Origin of the sequence: Oceanobacillus sp. MO10714A, from assembly GCF_037072045.1 — a bacterium.
GTDB lineage: Bacteria > Bacillota > Bacilli > Bacillales > Amphibacillaceae > Oceanobacillus > Oceanobacillus indicireducens.
On record NZ_JAXHDC010000045.1, the window covers coordinates 1 to 19,805 of the forward strand.

General features: G+C 36.4%; 20 protein-coding genes. 9 read left to right on the top strand and 11 right to left on the bottom strand.

Annotated features, from left to right (window positions below):
* Positions 1-334 precede the first annotated feature (334 nt).
* From SPD53_RS16210 to SPD53_RS16220, 3 genes are all read right to left on the bottom strand, one after another.
* A complete protein-coding gene (locus tag SPD53_RS16210) occupies positions 335-577 on the bottom strand; it encodes a hypothetical protein (RefSeq protein ID WP_336253179.1) in 243 nt (80 codons plus the stop codon).
* 29 nt (positions 578-606) lie between these two features.
* Complete coding sequence (locus SPD53_RS16215; protein WP_336253180.1) at positions 607-1,518, bottom strand: transposase; 912 nt, start codon at positions 1,516-1,518, stop codon at positions 607-609.
* 154 nt (positions 1,519-1,672) lie between these two features.
* Positions 1,673-1,828: a hypothetical protein gene (locus tag SPD53_RS16220; protein WP_336253181.1), complete on the bottom strand. Its 156-nt coding sequence runs from the start codon at positions 1,826-1,828 to the stop codon at positions 1,673-1,675.
* A gap of 207 nt (positions 1,829-2,035) precedes the next feature.
* Between SPD53_RS16220 and SPD53_RS16225 the strand changes: the two genes are divergently transcribed.
* The 3 genes from SPD53_RS16225 to SPD53_RS16235 are packed head-to-tail and all read left to right on the top strand — an operon-like array spanning position 2,036 to position 4,746.
* On the top strand, positions 2,036-2,638 hold the full coding sequence (locus SPD53_RS16225) for a hypothetical protein (protein ID WP_336253182.1): 603 nt from the start codon (positions 2,036-2,038) through the stop codon (positions 2,636-2,638).
* A 7-nt stretch (positions 2,639-2,645) separates the two neighbouring features.
* A complete protein-coding gene (locus tag SPD53_RS16230) occupies positions 2,646-4,493 on the top strand; it encodes a DUF6792 domain-containing protein (RefSeq protein ID WP_336253183.1) in 1,848 nt (615 codons plus the stop codon).
* A 1-nt stretch (position 4,494) separates the two neighbouring features.
* Complete coding sequence (locus SPD53_RS16235; RefSeq protein ID WP_336253184.1) at positions 4,495-4,746, top strand: hypothetical protein; 252 nt, start codon at positions 4,495-4,497, stop codon at positions 4,744-4,746.
* Between the two features lie 527 nt (positions 4,747-5,273).
* On the opposite strand, the gene SPD53_RS16240 is transcribed toward SPD53_RS16235, so the two are convergent.
* Together SPD53_RS16240 and SPD53_RS16245 are read right to left on the bottom strand one after the other, a co-directional pair.
* The gene (locus SPD53_RS16240; RefSeq protein WP_336253185.1) at positions 5,274-5,417 is read right to left on the bottom strand and encodes a hypothetical protein; all 144 of its coding nucleotides are present in this window, start codon (positions 5,415-5,417) and stop codon (positions 5,274-5,276) included.
* Positions 5,418-5,449: 32 nt separating this feature from the next.
* Positions 5,450-5,584, bottom strand: coding sequence for a hypothetical protein (locus SPD53_RS16245; protein ID WP_336253186.1), 135 nt, complete (start codon positions 5,582-5,584; stop codon positions 5,450-5,452).
* 298 nt (positions 5,585-5,882) lie between these two features.
* Between SPD53_RS16245 and SPD53_RS16250 the strand changes: the two genes are divergently transcribed.
* The 4 genes from SPD53_RS16250 to plsY all read left to right on the top strand — a co-directional run bounded on the left by SPD53_RS16250 (position 5,883) and on the right by plsY (position 8,338).
* Complete coding sequence (locus SPD53_RS16250) at positions 5,883-6,548, top strand: hypothetical protein (protein ID WP_336253187.1); 666 nt, start codon at positions 5,883-5,885, stop codon at positions 6,546-6,548.
* Between the two features lie 195 nt (positions 6,549-6,743).
* Positions 6,744-7,226: a ribonuclease domain-containing protein gene (locus SPD53_RS16255; RefSeq protein ID WP_336253188.1), complete on the top strand. Its 483-nt coding sequence runs from the start codon at positions 6,744-6,746 to the stop codon at positions 7,224-7,226.
* 1 nt (position 7,227) lies between these two features.
* A complete protein-coding gene (locus tag SPD53_RS16260; protein ID WP_336253189.1) occupies positions 7,228-7,494 on the top strand; it encodes a barstar family protein in 267 nt (88 codons plus the stop codon).
* A 223-nt stretch (positions 7,495-7,717) separates the two neighbouring features.
* A complete protein-coding gene (gene plsY, locus SPD53_RS16265; protein ID WP_336253190.1) occupies positions 7,718-8,338 on the top strand; it encodes a glycerol-3-phosphate 1-O-acyltransferase PlsY in 621 nt (206 codons plus the stop codon).
* On the opposite strand, the gene SPD53_RS16270 is transcribed toward plsY, so the two are convergent.
* The 6 genes from SPD53_RS16270 to SPD53_RS16295 form a co-directional block, all read right to left on the bottom strand.
* A complete protein-coding gene (locus tag SPD53_RS16270; RefSeq protein ID WP_336253191.1) occupies positions 8,309-9,892 on the bottom strand; it encodes a hypothetical protein in 1,584 nt (527 codons plus the stop codon). The genes plsY and SPD53_RS16270 overlap by 30 nt on opposite strands.
* A 65-nt stretch (positions 9,893-9,957) precedes the next feature.
* Positions 9,958-10,911 (bottom strand): hypothetical protein, encoded by a 954-nt coding sequence (locus SPD53_RS16275; RefSeq protein WP_336253192.1) that lies wholly within the window; start codon positions 10,909-10,911, stop codon positions 9,958-9,960.
* Between the two features lie 153 nt (positions 10,912-11,064).
* Positions 11,065-14,415 carry a DEAD/DEAH box helicase family protein gene (locus SPD53_RS16280; protein WP_336253193.1) on the bottom strand — a complete coding sequence of 1,117 codons (3,351 nt, stop codon included), beginning with the start codon at positions 14,413-14,415 and terminating at the stop codon, positions 11,065-11,067.
* A gap of 27 nt (positions 14,416-14,442) precedes the next feature.
* Complete coding sequence (locus SPD53_RS16285) at positions 14,443-15,630, bottom strand: restriction endonuclease subunit S (protein ID WP_336253194.1); 1,188 nt, start codon at positions 15,628-15,630, stop codon at positions 14,443-14,445.
* Entirely contained in the window at positions 15,623-17,092 is a 1,470-nt protein-coding gene (locus SPD53_RS16290) for a type I restriction-modification system subunit M (RefSeq protein ID WP_336253195.1), read from the bottom strand. Before SPD53_RS16290 ends, SPD53_RS16285 begins: the two co-directional genes overlap by 8 nt.
* 97 nt (positions 17,093-17,189) lie before the next feature.
* Complete coding sequence (locus SPD53_RS16295; RefSeq protein WP_188858070.1) at positions 17,190-17,735, bottom strand: transcription repressor NadR; 546 nt, start codon at positions 17,733-17,735, stop codon at positions 17,190-17,192.
* 171 nt (positions 17,736-17,906) lie between these two features.
* On the opposite strand from SPD53_RS16295, the gene nadC reads away from it, so the two are divergent.
* Positions 17,907-18,743, top strand: coding sequence for a carboxylating nicotinate-nucleotide diphosphorylase (gene nadC, locus SPD53_RS16300; RefSeq protein ID WP_336253196.1), 837 nt, complete (start codon positions 17,907-17,909; stop codon positions 18,741-18,743).
* Between the two features lie 34 nt (positions 18,744-18,777).
* Positions 18,778-19,785 (top strand): TAXI family TRAP transporter solute-binding subunit, encoded by a 1,008-nt coding sequence (locus tag SPD53_RS16305; RefSeq protein WP_156857321.1) that lies wholly within the window; start codon positions 18,778-18,780, stop codon positions 19,783-19,785.
* The last annotated feature ends 20 nt before the right edge of the window (positions 19,786-19,805 follow it).

A 19,805-nucleotide genomic window follows, 5' to 3' on the forward strand; every position in this document is an offset into this window, starting at 1 on the left:
ATTTATTAATTGAAAGTACTTATATTTGTCCAATTAATGGGGAAAAGTGATACAAAAAACCACTTTGCTCTAGCTTAGACATATATACAAAGAAAAATACTTTTGTTTATGTAAAGCTAGCTACAATACTTAAACGACCACCTACTAAAGCAGGTGGTCGTTTAAATGTTACAATGATTCGAACCAATAATTGATTTTCTTTCCGAGGAGTTAGAAATAATACCTGGTAGTAATTTATCCCAAGACTAAAATCACGAGTGTTCTTGATTTCATTATAAAAAACCTCTCTGCCATATTCGGAATAACAGAGAGGTTTTATATCAGCTAGGTGCTATTAATTTTTTTCATTTAAAGCCTTTATTTCCTCTTTATCCAAGTAGGTGACTTCCGCTATAAGATTGATATCTAATCCTTTTCTCAACATTTCCATGGCAACTTCTTTCTTACCTATTTCCCTTCCTATTTCTTTCCCTATCTCCTTACCTATTTCCTTACCTATTTCTTTTCCCTTTTCCTCATACGAGATTGGTATCTCGAGAATCTTTTCTGCTTCTGGTAGCTCTTCTATTTCTTTCATTTGCTGTTCCTCCTGTTCTGTAGGAGTTTTTATATTTTTTCTTTTAATGTCTTTATTTCCTCTTTATCCAAGTAGGTGACTTCCGCTATAAGGTTGGTATCTAATCCTTTTCTCAACATTTCCATGGCAACTTCTTTCTTACCTATTTCTTTCCCTATTTCCTTACCTATTTCCTTACCTATTTCTTTTCCTTTTTCCTCATACGAGATTGGTATCTCAAGAATCTTTTCTGCTTCTGGCAGCTCTTCAATTTCCTTCATTAGCCGTTCCTCCTGTTCTGTAGTTAGTTTTAAATATGTCTCAAAAAATCCATAGACAATACGCTGCTTGGCTGGGTTTAATTTCATTTTCACCATCATGCGCAGAAATTCCTTTTTAACCTGTACCTTTTCCTTTTCCTGATATCCCATTTCACTCATAAGTGCTGCAGCAACTGGGTTTTCAGAGAGAATATAATCACGCCAGTTCTTTTTCTTTAGATGCAGTGTCAGATAGTTGAATGTCAGCACATGGAAAAAAGGGAGTTCCATTGTGTACTGGTTTCTTTCCCATTCTGCTTTATAAGTTAGTACAGCAATAGGCACTATCGGTTTTTGATACTTATTATACAGCATGCTGAAATAGTGATACATGCGCTTATGGAAATCCTTTTGTTCATAACTTTGCGGCTCAATATGGACAATTACTACGACATCTGTCCCTTTTAGCGTTGTTTCAATAACAATATCCAGCCTGCGGGTTTCCCCTTGTAATACATCGGTATACACTTCTTCAGACAATAGTTTTATCGCTTGAAAATCAATACCTTCGTAAACGTCGGGAAAAAATGCTTCGAGAAATTCTTTAAAAAATGTTTTGATGAGGTCCTTGTACAGTTGATCATGTTTTGTGTAGGTTGATTTTGAGGGTTCTTCTTTAATAAGCTGTGGCAGGGCTGCCATTTTAATCACATCCTTTAGGTGGGGTTTGGTGCGATGACGGAGGTGCTGTTTCTGCTTATAATATAGCATGTTTTTAATTAAATGCAAATTATTCAAACACCTTAAGATGGGCTAATTTTAGAATCTATCACAAGGATCCTTAGAAAACCTTGACTCAATCATATGGATTAATAGTTGAATCCTCACGGTGCAATTCTACCTCGGTTCCTCTTTTTATTCCCTGTCCGTAAAAATAGTTGCCTGCAAAAATGAACCCGATAAATACGACAGCAAGAATACTCGCTAAAGTAATGAGAAATTTCTTTTTCAAACAATATCCCCCTGTAAATTTCATTTTTATCATTCATTAACCTATTATTAACCCCCACTCTTCCATTCTATCCTGTTTCTTATTATACTTATCACCAGAAGACTAAATTATTTTTATTGTTAATTTGATGTTATTGGAGGCTAGAATGTGAAGAAATGGGCGTATTTGATTTTATTCATATCAATTTTTCTACTAGGAGGCTGCCAAGTGAATAATGAAGAACAAACGAAGAGGCCGTCAGAATTGAACGAAGATGAGTTGCCAGATGGCCGGGCATTTGAAGATGAATTTACTCGAGGATTCTTAGAATCTACGGAAGAAACGAGACCTGGTTATTATCCTTTTTTATCTGGGACCGGGAAGTATGAAATGGATTTTCCTCTAAACGGAAGAGTAGGTGAAAGAGGCTATGCTCTAAAAGATAAAGATTATGAAGGTGTATTTGTTGGCATAGATAATGGAGAGCTGAAAAGTGCACTTAGCCTAAACTATTATTCAACAGATCGGAAAGGGCGTGAAGATTTGAAATTAGACATGATTAATGATCGAATAAGTCAGGAACTTGAATATGATAAATTCACTTCGGAATACAGCACATTATATCTCTCTTATTTTGAAACTGAAATGTATTATGGGTATGCGGGTTTTTTGCAAAATGAAGTAGAGAATGGCGGGATAGAAATTATATATCAGACAGAATGTAATGCAAGCAAAGAAAAATGTGAGGCCAAAAAAGCGGAAAGTATAGATGTAATGAGAGAACAGATTGAGTCGATTCAATTTACTTTAGAATCAAATGAAAGCGAATGAGTAACTTATGAGTGAAAATCTTATATCTACTAATGAAATGAGATTACGCATGGTTGATTTAGAATATAAGGGTCTCAAAGAAGAAGATTTTAAAAGTAAACTAAAACAATTGTATATAGAAGAATATGGAAAGGAGATTGGTGCAAATATAGAAATATTCCATACTTCGGAGTCCGAGAATCCGGATATAAAAGATACTGGATATGATGGGACAGCGGTTCATTTCTATTCTGAAAAAGGGGGGATTAATGAACTCTATGTCATTTCTCAAGGAACCCAAGATATGAAGGATTGGGAATATAATCTTAAAGCTATGTTTGCAGGTCTAGAATACTCTCAAGCTAGAGCAACTAATTTATTTACTAAGGAAGTGATTCACCACATTGAAACTAAAGATGAATTAAGTGTCATTGGTCTTTCTCATTCTTTAGCTCATAATAATAACACGACTGCACTTCTACTTCATGATACTTTTGATAAAATTTATAGTGTTAATGGTGCTCAAACTAACTATTATCAACTATATTATGCTGATAAAGACTTTGCAGAAAAACTAAATAAAAGGTTTTCCATTCCTGTGTCTGATGAAAATGCCATCTACAACCTAGACCCTGCACAACTCGAAGCATTCGCAAAAAACTATTACGCAGACAAAGCAGATAACATTCACCAAGTCATTTCACTCGATGATCCCCTCTATGCCGTTAGTGGGACACGTGGATTTTTTACGCTCGGTGAGGTGGAGTATATTGATACAAATCCAGATTATCCAGGTCTGCGGTCAATCATGGATGATATTCCAGATCACGTCATACAGGATTTTCAAGCATTAGCCATTCAATACACAACAGCTTCCCAGGAGGGTGGATTAGATGCGGCGCTTTACGATATTCTAGGAGTTGATATGGATCTTATCAGAGGAGTCGATGGGGCTGGAGATATGCTTAAATTATATATATCAAAACAGGGTGAATTGGATACCCTAATTAGAAATTTGAATGAGAAAGTTCCCGAATTATTGTCACATATCCAAACGATTACAAGTAATGCAGATATTATTTTCGGCAGATTTCAGGAAGCTGGCTATATCACAGAAAAACAAAAAAAAGTGCTTGTCACCGAAATAGCCAAAATTGAGCATGAACTCTTGGGGATAAAAACTGCGATAGAAAGAAACGTTGTAATTCGAGATTCTGGTAACTTTTCTGCACAATTAGGTGGTGATACTGGATCTATTCTGAAAGTTATCATGCATATATACTCCATTCGTAAAAGTCTAGAAACATTAAACCAGGAGGATTTTCTTGATATCTTGAATAGGATAGGAGAAAGTCATGGAATCCTAGAATTGTTAGAATCCATAACCGGAGGGAAAAAATCATATATAGGACCAGATATGATTTTTACAGCAACTAGTGGAAAAAAAGAAATCAAAGTGAATATGTCTGCCGCCCTTCAAATGTACCAACAAGGCGCGAGAGTATTACAAGAAAAGGAAGCCGAAATAGCGCAATTCTCCAAGGCTATTGAAATGGAAATAATGGATGCTTACAAGGATGAAAGAAGAAAAGTCATTCATAAAATAAATGATATGGAGGGAAGCCCGCGTCTGTATCATCATCTACTTGCCAAGCATGGATTATATCCGACATTCACGAAAAAAGTCACAGGTATTCGAGTACATGAGGTACTATATCCACTCGAACAAGCGGATCTCAATCAAGAAATACACATATTAAGAGAGTCGGTGGAAAAAGCACGCTTACAAATAGAAGGCTATCGCAAAGCAATTGAATCTTTGTTTGAAGAGGATGAGCGTATCTCTAAACAGTTTGACTTAATGAGGGGTGTGTAAAATGAGTGAGACGCATTCAATCACAGTTACGGAAGATCTACTTCCATTGAAAGATTTTTCATATAAAAAAGACACTTTAATAAGACACGCAGATCGTATTAGAAAATGTGACACAGAATTTTTCTCTCTCGTAAATAAGACTTTTATTGATGAAGGGCAAAAGGGAGAGATAGTCGATGAGATGGTTCTGAAAACAAAACAATTAGAGGTTTGGAATACGAACCTGCTGTTTGATGTAAAATTGGACAGGTAGTTAATCGATTCGATGAGCAAGTAGATGAAATGAAAACACAACGCATTACCATAGCCTATGAAAATATATTCGTTATTAAGTAATAGGAATAACAATAGAAAAGCCATCCATCTCCCTCCTAGACGAAACAAGAGGCAGATGAAGAACTAACAATCGAACATTTGACTTTCAAAAGATTCATAACCGTATATTCACTTCTTCAAAATTTAATATAACAGTTATTCAGTCTACTTAAAAATATGTTGTAATTGATTATAAAAATCCGCTCTTAGCCCCGATTTACTGCTCAATTTCAATGGTTGGTTAAGTGATATAAGTATAGGAAATCTAAAAAGAAGTACTCGTACCCAATTAGAACACCGATTCAAAAAGAAAAGCACAAAAACATAAGCAGTTGAATCAGGCTTATCCCTGGTTCAACTACTTATTAGGTATGTCAGCAATGCATTCAAGTGAAAATTCTTTCTCCATACGTCTAGATTGGCTGGTATAGTTCATTATGCTCATTAGGAGAGTGTGCTATTTCTTCAGATTTCGCTGTCAAATACTCCTGTAAATGCTTGTTGCAAGGTCCCTTTCACTTCTGTCTGTAAAGTATTGGCTACTCCTAAGAAAGCAATTTTCTTCGCAAGTTGCGGCTTTAAACCGGTGAGGACCGACTTAGAGCCCATCTCATACGTATGCCAAGTAACACCTCGTGAAGTCAAATGATTGCTACCGGTGTTCGATCATGCCAGCCATATCCCATATAGTCTCCATCACTTTCTCCGTGCCCTCGTGCATCCGGAAGTAAAATATCAAATCCCCTGTCATAATAAAATTTCGTTAACTTACCCATGTCATCTCCAGTGTTACGAAAGTCATGCGTGAGAATTACAGCCTTTTGTGGTCTGCATCGTTGTCAATAAATTGGGCAACCAGACTCAAATCGTCATAAGAATTCATTTCGATTCGCTCAGGCTGCTGTTCATCAAATCAGCTGAATGATTGAAGTGGGGGTCTTACAACCAGTTAACCTGCGATAAATAATTCAGAAAACACCCCCACTCTTCCATTCTATCCTGTTCCTTATTATACTTATCACCAGTAGACTAAATTATTTTTATTGTTAATCAGATGTTATTGGAGGCTAGAATGTGAAGCAATGGGCGTATTTGATTTTATTCATATTAATCTTTCTACTAGTAGGCTGCCAAGTGAATAATGAAGAACAAACGAAGAGACCGTCAGAAATGAACGAAGATGAATTGCCAGATGGCCGGGCATTTGAGGATGAATTTACTCGAGGATTATTAGAATCTACGGAAGAAACGAGATCTGGTTATTATCCTTTTTTATCTGGGACCGGGAAGTATGAAATGGATTTTCCCTTAAATGGAATGATAGATGGGCATGGCTATGCATTAAAGGAGAAGGATTATGAAGGTATATTTATAGGCATTGATGAGGGCAAACTTAAGAGTTCAATTAGACTGAACTATGATTCTTTAGATGAAACAGGGCGAGAAGGTACTATCTTAAATATAATTAATGAACGGGTAGGACAAGAACTTGAATATGAAAAATTACCTTCTGAAAATCAGACCTTATATCTTTCTTATTTCGAGAGGGAAGGGCCATATCATGGGTATGCGGGTTTTTTGCAAAATGAGGTAGAGAATGGCGGGATAGAAATTATATATCAAACGGAATGTGTTGGTTCTAAGGAAGAATGTGAGGAATTGAAGACTGAAAGTAAGGCTAGAATGAAAGAACAGATTGAGTCGATTCAATTTACTTTAGGATCAAATGAAAGCGAATGAGTAAAATCTTATATCTACTAATGAAATGAGATTACGCATGAATGAGTAATTTCTTTTTCAAGTAAAAACCCCCTCGTCCGTATTAATTTAATTTTCATTATCTTATTATAGCAAATCAAGTTATATTTGAATCTATTACGTATTATACAAAATCATTTGTTATAATGATTAGAAATTAGATTAAAGGTGAGATGAATGAAACGAATCATATATTTACTAAGCATACTCCTAATTGGAGTTATTTTAACTAGTTGTTCAGCTGCAGATCTATTTGCTGCTTTTGATGAGTCAGCACCAGAACCTGCCACCGCAAATACAGAACGGTTGATAGAGGAAGATGGTTATTATACAAGCAAGGATGAGGTTGCTTTATATATCCATACTTTTAATAAACTTCCAGACAATTATATTACAAAGTCAGAAGCTAGTAAGTTAGGCTGGGTGGCTAGTGAAGGGAACCTTTGGGAAGTAACTGATCAGAAAAGTATTGGCGGCGACAGATTTGGAAACAGAGAGGGAAGCCTCCCTGACAAAGCGAATAGACAGTATTATGAAGCTGATATAGACTACGAAGGCGGCTATCGCGGTCCAAAGCGCATTGTTTATTCCAATGACGGATTAATTTACTACACCGACGATCATTATGATACATTTACCTTATTATACGGAGATGAATAAAATGGAACACATCACACTTGATGGGCGAAAAATGCAGGATAAAGATGCAGTACATCTATATTTAAAAACTGTACTGCATCTTGATGAATATTACGGGAACAATCTTGACGCACTATGGGACGCCCTAAGCACCTACCATCATCCCCTTGAAATTCGCTTGATTTATCGTGAAGAAATGCTTGAGCAGCTTGGAAGTTATGGAGAGTCCATAATAAAAGTATTTGAGGACGTGGCTGAGAAGAATCAGAGGATTGTGTTTAGGGGTTGAGTCGGTAGTTGATGGTTGGTTCAGTGACAAGTGTTGTAAATATGCTAGCGATTTATGCCACACCTGAATCTTCCATGGCTAATGTTTGTTTATGCTCTGATAGGTAATTTTAATGGCAGTTACACCGTAGAAAAAGATAATAAAAAATCAAATTACATATTTGGGAAGTACAGATACAAAACAACGAATAGACTGAATAATGGGGCAAACAAGAGGAGAGACCATGGATATTTTAAAGCTTTTTGTGGCCTTAGCTTTTGGTTACTTTTTAGGTAGCCTTAATACAGCAGTGATTGTAGGGAAAATATACGGCACGGACATTAGAATCCATGGAAGTAATAGTGCCGGGCTTACAAATACTCTAAGGGTACTTGGGAAACCTGCTGCAGCTTTTGTTCTTATAGGAGATATATTAAAAGGTATAATTGCTTGTTTTATAGGCTTGTTACTTGGTGTTTACTTTTATTCGGGAGGGGCAATGGATTCCTTAAGCCTCTTAGCGGCAGGCGCAGGAGCTGTTATAGGGCATAACTGGCCGATTTATTTTAAGTTTAAAGGGGGTAAGGGAGCACTAACAGCAGTGGCTGTACTATTTATGATTGACTGGATTATGGGTCTTTTATGCCTTGTTTCTTTTGTAATAATAATAGCTTTAACACGTTATGTATCTTTAGGTACCATAGGTGCTACAACACTTATAGCAGTTATTTCATTTATTCCTATTTTTGAGCATACTTTATATTTCAATATATTTGTATGCCTAATGGCTCTTATCATTATAATTAAACACAGGGAAAATATACAAAGGTTGCTTTCAGGAACAGAAAATAAACTTACTTTTTGATTTTTTAGCTACACTGAGGATATTGTATAAAAATTTAGAATTAGTTAAGCAAAGGGTTGTGATGACGGCTTCTGTTCTTTGGTCTACTACTTTTGATAACCATTGAATATATTTTTCATATTGTTCAGCTGATAAATTAATTTTTTCTTTCCAAGTTAGGAACTGATCTAGAAAGCAATCCCTATTGGAATTCGTATATCCTAGTCTGTGTACAAAACCATTGATAAGCTGTTGTCCAGCTTTTGTAATTTCCGAGTTCTTATTTAGCGCTAAAATAAAAAGTGGCACAGCTATCCCTATGAAACTGTTACTCCAACCCAGTTTAGTTGTCTCTTTTTTACAATCTTCATAGACAGTTTCAAATTCAGCATTAAAAAAAGCTATAACCTTTTTTTGTTCCTTTGAAAGGTTATTTGTTAGTAATTGTCGATTTACTCGATAATCGTAATCTATTTTTTGTTCGGGCAATGTTTTTGCATATTTTGCAGCTTGGCTTGTTATTTCGCGCCCATCTTCAGTTAATTGAAATAAGCGTAGATAGTTACTTAAACTTGAATCTGAATAAAAGGTAGCCACATAGCATTTTTCTACCGTTTCATGATGGTCTAAACTATTTGCAGCTTTAGCAGTCAAATCCGCAATTTCAGCTCGAATAATCAGGTTTTTAGGTAACTGTTGCATTGCTTCAAGTCCGAGTTTTTCACACTCTATCACTTGGTTTTGGTTCAATAGATGCTCACATGCATATTTATACAGTATGGGATGGGTTGCCGACACGACCTTAGCTGTTTCACATAGTCGATAAATTCCCCCTTGATACATACATGCTTCGATCAATAGCTTCCCTGCCAAATCCCCTTGTTTATTTCCTAAAAAGGAAATCCAGTCTTCCATAAATAAGTCAAGATCCGCAAGCGCCTCAGGGCCTATAATAAATATTTCTTCCATTCTCAGATTTGTTGACATTTTCCATGTGAAATAATTAAATAATGCGGCAGGTCTCCGTTTTCCTTCCGTAGCCTGATATTTTGCATAGATAGCATGTTTAGCAATATGGTTTAAATCTAATTCTACTATATTTTCTTCTACAAGATCCTCCAGTTCAAGCTCATCCCACTCTCCTGCATCCCTTTCATTTGTTTGAAACACCATCATGCATAGCGATTCATAAAGTTTAGCAGCTTGAATGTAATTTTTTTGGTATAACAATTCCTCAGCTTGCTGGAATGCCCTTAACAAATCATTTCCAATTTTAAATTCATCGAAATAATCGTATTTAAAATCACTATCCCAATAGTTTTCACCGTACACTTCATAGCCAGTGCATTCAAAATAAATTTCTCCACTTTCTATATCTTCACAGAATGCTTCTATCCATTCCACATCGGGAGTAATTAAATGTTCGCCTGGCTGATCAATTGTAAAGTTTAAAAATGCAATTCTTTTATCTTCTTTCGTGACTCTAGCTAGATTGTATATCCAACTATCTTTTTCAGAGTCTGACATACTCGTTAATTTTTTATTAACAATTTCCATGAACTCTTTATAATTCATTGTTTAGCACCCCGCATTTTAATTAATTGCGCCTAGGAGAGTGGTACAAACTCTTGTCTATTTGTTTACTTCTGTTCCAATCGTGGTAATGCATTTAGCAATTCTCTTTTTAGGAAAAGCTTTTCAAATGCTTCGTGAAACAGTTGCGGACGATTGACTTTGTTTCCAGCTTTGACTTCTGAATGAGGCAGTTTTAAACCAGGCACTGGATTTGCTTCACCTCGTTCACGGCGTAAAGGGATATTCCATCGTTCAAAATCTCTGGATTCCATTAATACTGGAATCATTTTCTTTCCAAAAGATGTTAGAGCAATAGACTTTGCAAAGTAATATCCATTTTTTTGATAGTGATCCATCCGCTCCTGGTCTTTTTCACTATGCCAAAATCCAAACCATTCGAAATAAAGAAAGAAATAATTCCAATGAAAAATAAGATTCGCGAGTAACGGTTGTTTATGAAGCTGCAATCGAAATCCTGCCTTTTTATCTAATAACTTACTGATCACATCTGGTAGCATAAAATAAATGGAATGATGGTTATTTCCCACAAATTTGCTCCAATTTAAATCCACCCAAAATGTTTCCAGTAAAAAGAAATATTTCTCTGTATCTGTCAATTTATCAAATAAGTTTCGTCGCTCTGTTATTCGTATATATCGTTTACTGAAATCCGCCGATTCCTGTTTGATTAAGGATCCGCCTCGTGCAAGTAAATAGAAAAAATGTATGTATGGATAGTGCTCTTGCTGTGTGTTTCGTGTTTCATCTTGTGTTTTAATAGATAATTGTTCATTAATATGAGGGAGATGATTGCTTGAAATATATCCTTTTGTATTCGTAATTTGAATAGGGTGGTGCTCTATGTATTTGAGAAATTTTTCAAAGTCAATGATAAGTTGTATCGGAAGTTTTGTTACATCCTGTGTTAATTTTTGAATTCTCACACCCATATTTGGCGCTTCTTCAGTTGCTTGGTTGAATAAACTGTCAAAGGTTAGCTGTTCCATATTTTTCTTCATCCAATCCCCTCCCTTTTATACGATTATAGTTTGAACCTCTCATGACTGAAGTAACGAGATTCTTGGGAATAGAGCATAGCTGACGAATAATGGCATACACGATTCATCAGCGGTTTCTCTTGCAGCCGTCTGCCCCTTCATCCAAAGCTATAATCAAGCCCCTTCAAACGCATCCACCTTCTCATTTATATCATCTATAATACTTAATATCTCCCTCACATCCTGGATATTGTCCTCAAACAACTCAGACACGCTACCTAATGTTCTAAACGGATCTTGCTGTAATACTTGCTTCTCTAGATAGCCATTCGCTACAACATAGTCAATGATTAATCTAACAAATTTAATTTGGGTAGCATTTAACCTCTCATCAGATAGAAACTCAGAAAATGCAGCATTTACTGCCCCGCGGTCCAATCCTACAACTTGTCGAACGAGTTTAGTGATGGGAGTATCACCGAATTCATTTTCATAGTCTTCTCGGGTACCTAACTCATGCCATAATACATTTTCTAAAAATACAACATCATCTTTTGTTAAGGGTTTATTATGCCTTAATTTAAAAATAGCCATTTCATTTTGATGCTCTTTTAAATATTGATTTACTCGTTTTTGGTAGTTTCTCAAATCGTTTGAACCGTAGATTGGTGTACCGTCAACAATCACGTCAAATGTATCTTGAAAATTGGTATAAAAGGTCTTTCTAGTTTCTTTTTCTAAGAACTGTACTAATTCCCGCATTACTTTACGTACTTCTTCTAGTTCAAAAATATTTGCCTCATCCCAAAAATCTGTTGATTGGACATTTATTAATAATTCTCTGTTCTCGTTTATTTTTGGTATCGTTCCTATTTCACTTAATTTTTCAGCAGTATCCATCACAGCCCTGATAGGTTTTGTTGCTCTCTGCGCAGTCAAATACGCAAGCTCGATTGTATACATTACATTGTCAAAGCGTTTCGCCATCTCGTCATCGTCATCTGGGATGATTAAAGGCGCTACTTCTTCCTTTAATTCCCTTATATCACTAGTCGTCAAAGCTTTCCAAATATCTTCACCTTGGAACTTATGAATATATTTAATACTCATCCTCACTTGGAAATTTTCTTCATTTAATCTTCGTATCTCCGTAAGTAATTCGTTAATTAAGCGGTTACGGTGAGTAATATAAGTGTCATCCTGATAATCTAATGACTGCAATTCTTTAATGATTTCTACTCTTAAATTAAATAATCTTTCCGTTAAACTAACAACAACATTTCCTTCGATTCCTTTAGGGTTTTCTCTGAAAAACTCAAAGTTACCAACATAGTCAAAAATGAGGAAGTATTCTTTATCCTGCCCCGGGCCGAATAAATCTTCACATAACCTCGTGCCACGGCCAATCATTTGCCAGAACTTTGTTTTTGAACGTACTTTTTTGAAGAACACTAAATTCACAACTTCTGGAACATCAATTCCTGTATCTAACATATCAACTGACACGGCGATATGTGGTTCAGAATCCTTCATTTTAAAGTCATCAATGATGGAGTGAGCATACTTAATGCTATAGTCCACTTGTTGACAAAACTTGCCACCATAATGCGGATACAAATGATTAAATCTATCGACAATATGCTCTGCATGTTTTGCATTCTTAGCAAAAATGATCGTCTTGCCGATTCGGTCTCCTCCAGCTACTTTAATTCCCTTTTCCATTAGTTCATTCAGCACGTGATCAACTGTATGGTTATTAAATAGCCACTCGTTTAACGCAGAACCACTGATATAATCAGAGAATGTTTCTTCCTCATCGAACGTCTCTTCATACATTTGCTTTTCTTCTTCGGATAGATCATCATAATAAATTCCGTCTTCCATAAATTTAGAAACAGACTCTATTGTTCTGTAATCGACTAAATACTTCTCTTCAATTGCTTGTTCAAGTTCATAAGCATATGTCGGATTTCCTGATTCAAGACCGAAAATCTCGTATGTATTGAAATCTATTTCATCCTTAGGAGTTGCCGTTAATCCAACGAGGAGGCTATCAAAGTAATCAAAGATAGCACGGTATTTCTTATAGATACTCCGATGGCTTTCATCGATAATGATTAAATCAAAATGCCCTGGCGTAAATAAAATTTTCCCGTCCTCACGCTTCGTTCCATCAATTGCATTCATCATTGTTTGATAGGTAGAGAATACTACTCTAGATAACGCTGGGCTCTCTTTATCATCTAGTAAATTACATAAACTAAGTGATGGTACTAAATTATTAAAGGAATTTTTTGCCTGTCTTACTAACTCTTTTCTATCGGCTAAGAATAATACGTTCTTTACCCAGTTATGACGTACGAGTACATCTACAATCGAAATAGAAACTCTTGTTTTTCCCGATCCCGTCGCCATTACAAGTAGGGCTTCGCGTTGTTTCGATTCAAATGCTTCACACACATTTATAATGGCTTCTTTTTGATACGCCCGATTCGTTATATCATCTTTTATTTCAATGTTTTGTAGCGAACGTTTTAACTGCCTACGTTCCATTAGCTTTACTAAATCAGGTTTAGAATATACACCTGATACTTTTCGATCTGGATATTCTGTGTCATCCCAAATTATTGATTCAAAACCATTGGTTAAAAAGATAATTGGGCGCTGACCATGCATTTTCTCTAAACAGTCAGCGTAAAGCTTTGCTTGTTGTTTTCCTTGATTTACACTAGCTGTGGTTCTTTTTGCTTCAATAAGAGCTAGAGGCTTGCCGTCATCTTCAAATAACACATAATCAACATATCCGACACCTTTTGAGTTAGGCATTCCTGCTACTTTATATTCAGTTAAAATATCTTTATCGAATGTCCAACCTGCCAACTTCAAATCTATGTCAATGTAACGTTTCCGTGTTTCATATTCGGAGATCTCGTCCACTTTAAAGTCATAATCTTTTTCCTGTTGATTGTGAATACGGGTCTCTGTAACTTGTTTTCTAAGTTTCTCGTTCTCAGCTATCATGTCTTCTAATTTACGATCTTTCGCGCTTAATTTTTCGAATAGATCTTGATATTCTTCTTTGCGCTTCCGAGTTTCGCTACCTGTTAATAATACTTCTTCATTAAATGGTTTAGCTGTATAGTCAACGGAGTAACAATAGTCAATCCAACTCACGAACTCGTGCAAATTCCGTAGAGAAGTGATTGCTTCTTCTCGTGAAATATTAGAATTTGTATGCACAGCAACATTACCTAATTTCACAATATAGCGAAGTAAAGGGAAGAGGTCATTATCAATGATATCTCTAAATGTTTGTTCGTGGATTAATGCTGATAAACGATTATCGTAAGGGAGTTTTAATCCTTCATCAAAGCTGTACGTCCATTTGACCGCAAGCTCTAAAGCCCTCCTCGACAAAATAGCTGTCGTAGCAGGGCTGATTTGTAAACTTTTCTCTGCTTCAAGACAAGCACTTGAAAAGGATTTGTATTGGTCTTTTTCTTTTAGAAATTCAAAGTTGGTCAATTGTAGCACCTTCTTTCGTTTCTTCAGTTATACTTTCATTCCTTCTTTAAATAGTTCGCCGTTGAAGGATTTGTGGAGAATAGAATCATATAATAAGTTCATTTGCTCTAAACTATTTGATAGTAAATTAATATATTTATCGACTTGCTTAACTTTATCTTCAAAGGCATTTTGTAAAGATAAATCAGGCACTAAAATATCAAAATTTTTGATTTGAGTATAATTAAAAGCTTGTCTAGTAGCACCGATATTTTTATTAACTACATTTTTCTGAAACTCCTCGTTAGCAAAATAATAAGATAAATAGTATGGATTAATATACTCATTTAGTCGTATGATACATACATGCTGATTAACATTAGCTTCAAAATCTGCCCCTCTATATACAACACTTCTTCCAATTGATGCACCAGTAATGTTTAATAATACATCCCGATTATTCAATTGGCTTCTTTTCATATTTTTATGGGTTTCTTCTGAGATGAAAACTACATCTTCTAATCGCAACTCATTCCACAAGACATTTTGACTTCTAATTAGTGGAACGCCTTCTTTCAAATAGGATGTGCTTCCTCCCTTCGGTGTTGAACCACTAGTTACAAGTAAAGCGAAATCTCCTAACTTTGATTTTTTAAAACTATAATTATTTGTTTTAACTGTCCCAAACATATCAACGAAAATACTTTGTTTTAAAGCTGATAAAGCTTCGATTTGTTGTCGTCTGTTTGTTATTACATTCTCACATGTGTTTAGAATTTTTATAATTAATTCCTGTTTTTTAATCGATGGTAAAAATATTTTAATTTTTTTTAAATCATTCTTATTAAAGCCAGCTTGTGCGGATCTACTTCCTACGTTTTTGATTAATTTTTGAAAGTATTTTGTTTGCAAAAAGTAGTATAAATACTGCTTCAATAGTAAAGATGTATCTGGAATACATTTCATTAACGCTACATTATAAGCTCCTTGTAGACCTGTTAGTATTTTCCCAACAGAAGCTCCGTATCTAGCAATTAAGACATCATCTTTTTCACAAAGCTTCAGTTTATTATCTAATGGAACGTACTCAGGTTTTGTTGAACTTTGTGTAAAATCTCTAATTTGTAGCATCCTAACATAACCTTCTGCAGGATTTTGTAACCATAATCTTTTTGGTGGTTGACTTCCTCCTTGAAAATCACACACTGACAATAAATCTACAAATTCATTATTCACTTAAGAGCTCCTCCAGTTTATCTAACTCAATTGCAATATTACTTTCTAACTGTTTTATATTCCTCATTAAAATTAGTGGTTCTTCATACTCAATCTCTTCATGCACAACTTCTTTATATTTATTAATCGACAAGTCATAATCATTCTCTTTAATCTCTTCAAAAGGAACGAAGAATGATTTATCTGTACGTTTTCTTTCCTTTTCATTATCCAAATTGTGGAATCTCTCAATAATATCCGGAATATCATTCGCCTCAATTGGGCTTCGTTTATCGTCTAGTGAAAACCCATCACTCTCCATATCATAAAACCAAACGTGATCCGTTCCACCAGACCCTGTTTTCGTAAAGATGAGCACTCCTGTTGAAACTCCTGCGTATGGCTTAAATATTCCGCTCGGCATACTAATAACAGCTTCTAGTTTATTGTTTTCCAATATTTCTTTCCGAATAGCTTTATGGGCATTTGATGCTCCAAATAAAACACCATCCGGTACGATTACGGCAGCACGCCCCCCTTTTTTTAATAGGCGTAAGAATAAAGCTAAGAATAGCAATTCCGTTTTCTTTGTTTTCGTCACTTTTAATAAATCATCTGACACTGCATCGTAATCAAGTGAACCTGTAAAAGGCGGATTCGCTAGTACTAACGTATATTTTTCTTGCTCTTTATTTTGCTCATTTAAGCTATCTTGATAGCGAATATTAGGGTTATCAATCCCGTGAAGCATCATATTCATCGTACTAATTCTTAACATTGTTGTATCAATTTCAAACCCATTAAACATCGTATTGTGGAAGTGTTCTTTTAAGTCCCTCGTGTAAAACAAATCGTCATGGTTTTTTCTTAGATACTCACTAGCCGATACTAAGAAACCTGCCGTACCAGCCGCTGGGTCAACAATCGTATCTTGCGGGGTTGGCTTCATTAGCGCAACCATCATATCAATAATTTGTCTTGGGGTTCTAAATTGTCCGTTTGTTCCAGAACTCTGTAATTTTGATAATAGATACTCGTATAGATCCCCTAATGAATCAACCTCACTGTCAGCACTCGTTGTCTTCGGCAGGTCACTAATCCCTGCGACTACTCGTGATAATAAAGCCGGCGATGGAATAACAAACACGGCATCTTTAATGTGCTCTGAATATGCAGATCCATCTCCACCCATCCCTTTAATAAATGGAAATACTTTTTGAGAAACTACTTCAAACATTTCCTCTGGGCCCATTTGTGAGAATGTACTCCATCTTAGTTCAGGTTGATCTTTAGGAAAAATCCCTTCATATGGGGTTCCCAATAACTCTGAATCCTTTTCTCCTCTTTTTTCACGATCGTCTAAACCTTTTATATAAAGTAAATATGTAAATTGTTCAATAACGGTAAGTGGGTTTGTAATTCCACCCGTCCAAAATGATTCCCAAATCTTATCGACTTTGCTTCGTAATTCACCTGTAATCATAGTTGATGCTCCTCTATTCATTTCATATATGACTATTATACTATATAAACTCCAGCTAAACTATTATCTCTTACCGTGGAATTGATTATAAATCGTCTTAATTTGTAGTCCCCACCAAAATCCCAATCTCATCCAACTTCCAGCAAACCTCCTCAATCTTCTCCATTGAATCTGCCTCCAACGTATGCAGGTGCAACCCGTTCGTCAGCGAAGATAAATGCGCAACATTCGGTCCCCGCAAATTCTCATAAAAAAGATCAACTTCCCTTCGATTGCTAACCCGAATCGAAGCCGTAATATCCCCATAAACCGGGTGATCCACACTCACATCCTTCACGGTCACCCCATGATCGACAATAATATACAATTCTTCTAACGTCTGTTCCGGCGTATGGTTCACAACGATTGTCTTTCGCACCAGGTTGTCTTCCGGTTGATTGCCCATATAAATATAACCCTGACTTGTTGCAACAACTGGCTCATTCTTTGCCTTTAAAATCGACACATCTTGCACAATCACTTGTCTCGATACATTCGCTTTTTCCGCGAACTTGGATGCGGTAATTGGCTCTTTCGACTTCTTCAGTTCATTTATAATCAGTTGTTGGCGCTCACTGGATGACATTTTTTCTTTACTTTGCATGTCTTCATCCCCTTATTTATAAAAATTCTTATAATTAGCCCTTGCTATTATATTGATTTTATGTAAATATAGGTGTCATGACACCTATACAGATTATCTCATTCTACTTATTTTTATGCAATGTATGTGAAATGATTAACAACCAAAACAAAAAAATGGAGCGTACTTACAATGAATCAAATCAAACTACGAAAAATGCTAGAGGACTTTTTTATGGAGGATATTGGCGATCAAGATCTGACGAGTCATGCGATTTTTCCGGCGGAGCAAAATGGAAGCGGTGTTTTTATCGCGAAGGAATCTGGGATTATTGCAGGTTTAGACATCATTCAACAAGCTTATCATTTACTAGATTCAAAGTTAGAAATCTCCCTTCATTATACAGACGGAGACTATGTGCAACGGGGTGAGAGAATCGCGGAAGTTCGTGGCTCGGTTCGGACCATCTTAACGGGGGAACGGGTTATTTTAAATCTTGTGCAGCGAATGAGCGCAATTGCGACATTAACGAATCAATGTGTAGAAACGCTGAATGACTCTTCCATTCAAATATGTGATACGAGAAAGACGACACCTGGCTTACGCATGCTCGAGAAATATGCGGTAACGGTCGGTGGCGGGAAAAATCATCGGAACGGGTTATATGATGGCGTTATGATTAAAGATAACCATATAACGTATGCCGGCTCGATTACAAAAGCGGTCGAAAGGGCTCGAAAAGCGCTTGGGCATACGGTGAAGATTGAAGTGGAAACGGAGAATAAAGAAGCGGTGCTTGAAGCAGTGGAGGCAAAAGCCGATGTGATTATGTTTGATAACCGGACTCCTGAAGAAGTGAAGGAATTTGCGAAGCTCGTGCCGTCCCCAATTATCACGGAAGCGTCTGGTGGTATTAATCTCAAAAACCTAGCAACTTATGCAGGGACGGGTGTGCACTATATTTCGCTCGGTGCGTTAACCCATTCCGTGAAGGCGTTGGATATTAGTTTACTTGTGAAAGAAGAATAAGAAAATAACTAAGGCTCAAGCAAGGAGAAGCATAATGAAAAACGTTTGGAAGGTGTCCATAATCTTACTTGGATTCTTACTATTAGTCGCATGTGGAAGCGAAACAAGTTCTAAAAAACCAAATGAACAAAATACGCAGCTTACAACAACAATCAAAGGCGGACGCACTGGCGGAGCATGGGCGGTGTTTACAGAGGGAATCGCCGAATCGATTCGCCGGGAGCATGGCGGATCATTTATAACAGTCGAGCCTGGAAGCATTATTGAAAATCCATTAATGGTCGGAACAGGTAGAGTTCCTTATGGCTTGTCCTATTCAATGACAGCTTATGCGGCTTATAAAGGACTAGAGCCGTATAATCAAGCCTTTCGAGACATTCGTGCCGTCAGTGTCGTTGTACCGGCAAACTATTATCAGCTTTTTACAAGGGAAGAGCTTGGGGTGACTTCGGTTGAGGACTTATTAGAAAATGGTCCGCTCCACATATCCGTGAATCAACAAGGTTCGGCAGGCGAGGTTATTACCCGGGAAATTTTAAGATTTTACGGGGTAACCTATGAAGATATTATTTCTGAGGGTGGTTCAGTTGATTTCCTCTCTGGCTCGATGGCTTTTGAACTGATGGCAGACGGAAGACTTGATGCGGCAGGGAATGCTGAATCCGCTCCTTCCAGTAATATTATCGAAGCGGCGACAATGACAGATTTAAACATGATTTCTTTTGATGAAGAAATGATTCAGACCGTTGCCGATAATTTAGGGATGGAACCGAACACCATCCCTGCTGGCACATATGATTTTCTCACCGAAGACGCTCGGACGGTAAGCACACCGGCAATTCTTATGGTTCACAAAGATGTTTCCGATGAGGAAGTCTATGCTGTCACGAAAAGTATTTATAATAATCTAGACTTTTTAGATACCGTTCATGAAGAATTTAAAGCGTTAACGAAAAGAAATATGAGCAATGTTGGAGCACTCCCGCTGCATCCAGGAGCGGAAAAGTTTTTTAAAGAAAAAGGACTGCTAAAAAATAACTAAAGCTTAGCATTCGATAAAGG

Bases quoted from the DNA above. Each gene is read 5' to 3' on its own strand.
- SPD53_RS16210 (WP_336253179.1), bottom strand. From the start codon at position 577: ATGAAAGAAATAGAAGAGCTACCAGAAGCAGAAAAGATTCTCGAGATA.
- SPD53_RS16215 (WP_336253180.1), bottom strand. From the start codon at position 1,518: ATGGCAGCCCTGCCACAGCTTATTAAAGAAGAACCCTCAAAATCAACC.
- SPD53_RS16230 (WP_336253183.1), top strand. From the start codon at position 2,646: ATGAGTGAAAATCTTATATCTACTAATGAAATGAGATTACGCATGGTT.
- SPD53_RS16235 (WP_336253184.1), top strand. From the start codon at position 4,495: ATGAGTGAGACGCATTCAATCACAGTTACGGAAGATCTACTTCCATTG.
- SPD53_RS16240 (WP_336253185.1), bottom strand. From the start codon at position 5,417: ATGGGCTCTAAGTCGGTCCTCACCGGTTTAAAGCCGCAACTTGCGAAG.
- SPD53_RS16245 (WP_336253186.1), bottom strand. From the start codon at position 5,584: ATGGGTAAGTTAACGAAATTTTATTATGACAGGGGATTTGATATTTTA.
- SPD53_RS16255 (WP_336253188.1), top strand. From the start codon at position 6,744: ATGAAACGAATCATATATTTACTAAGCATACTCCTAATTGGAGTTATT.
- SPD53_RS16260 (WP_336253189.1), top strand. From the start codon at position 7,228: ATGGAACACATCACACTTGATGGGCGAAAAATGCAGGATAAAGATGCA.
- plsY (WP_336253190.1), top strand. From the start codon at position 7,718: ATGGATATTTTAAAGCTTTTTGTGGCCTTAGCTTTTGGTTACTTTTTA.
- SPD53_RS16270 (WP_336253191.1), bottom strand. From the start codon at position 9,892: ATGAATTATAAAGAGTTCATGGAAATTGTTAATAAAAAATTAACGAGT.
- SPD53_RS16275 (WP_336253192.1), bottom strand. From the start codon at position 10,911: ATGAAGAAAAATATGGAACAGCTAACCTTTGACAGTTTATTCAACCAA.
- SPD53_RS16290 (WP_336253195.1), bottom strand. From the start codon at position 17,092: ATGATTACAGGTGAATTACGAAGCAAAGTCGATAAGATTTGGGAATCA.
- SPD53_RS16295 (WP_188858070.1), bottom strand. From the start codon at position 17,735: ATGCAAAGTAAAGAAAAAATGTCATCCAGTGAGCGCCAACAACTGATT.
- nadC (WP_336253196.1), top strand. From the start codon at position 17,907: ATGAATCAAATCAAACTACGAAAAATGCTAGAGGACTTTTTTATGGAG.
- SPD53_RS16305 (WP_156857321.1), top strand. From the start codon at position 18,778: ATGAAAAACGTTTGGAAGGTGTCCATAATCTTACTTGGATTCTTACTA.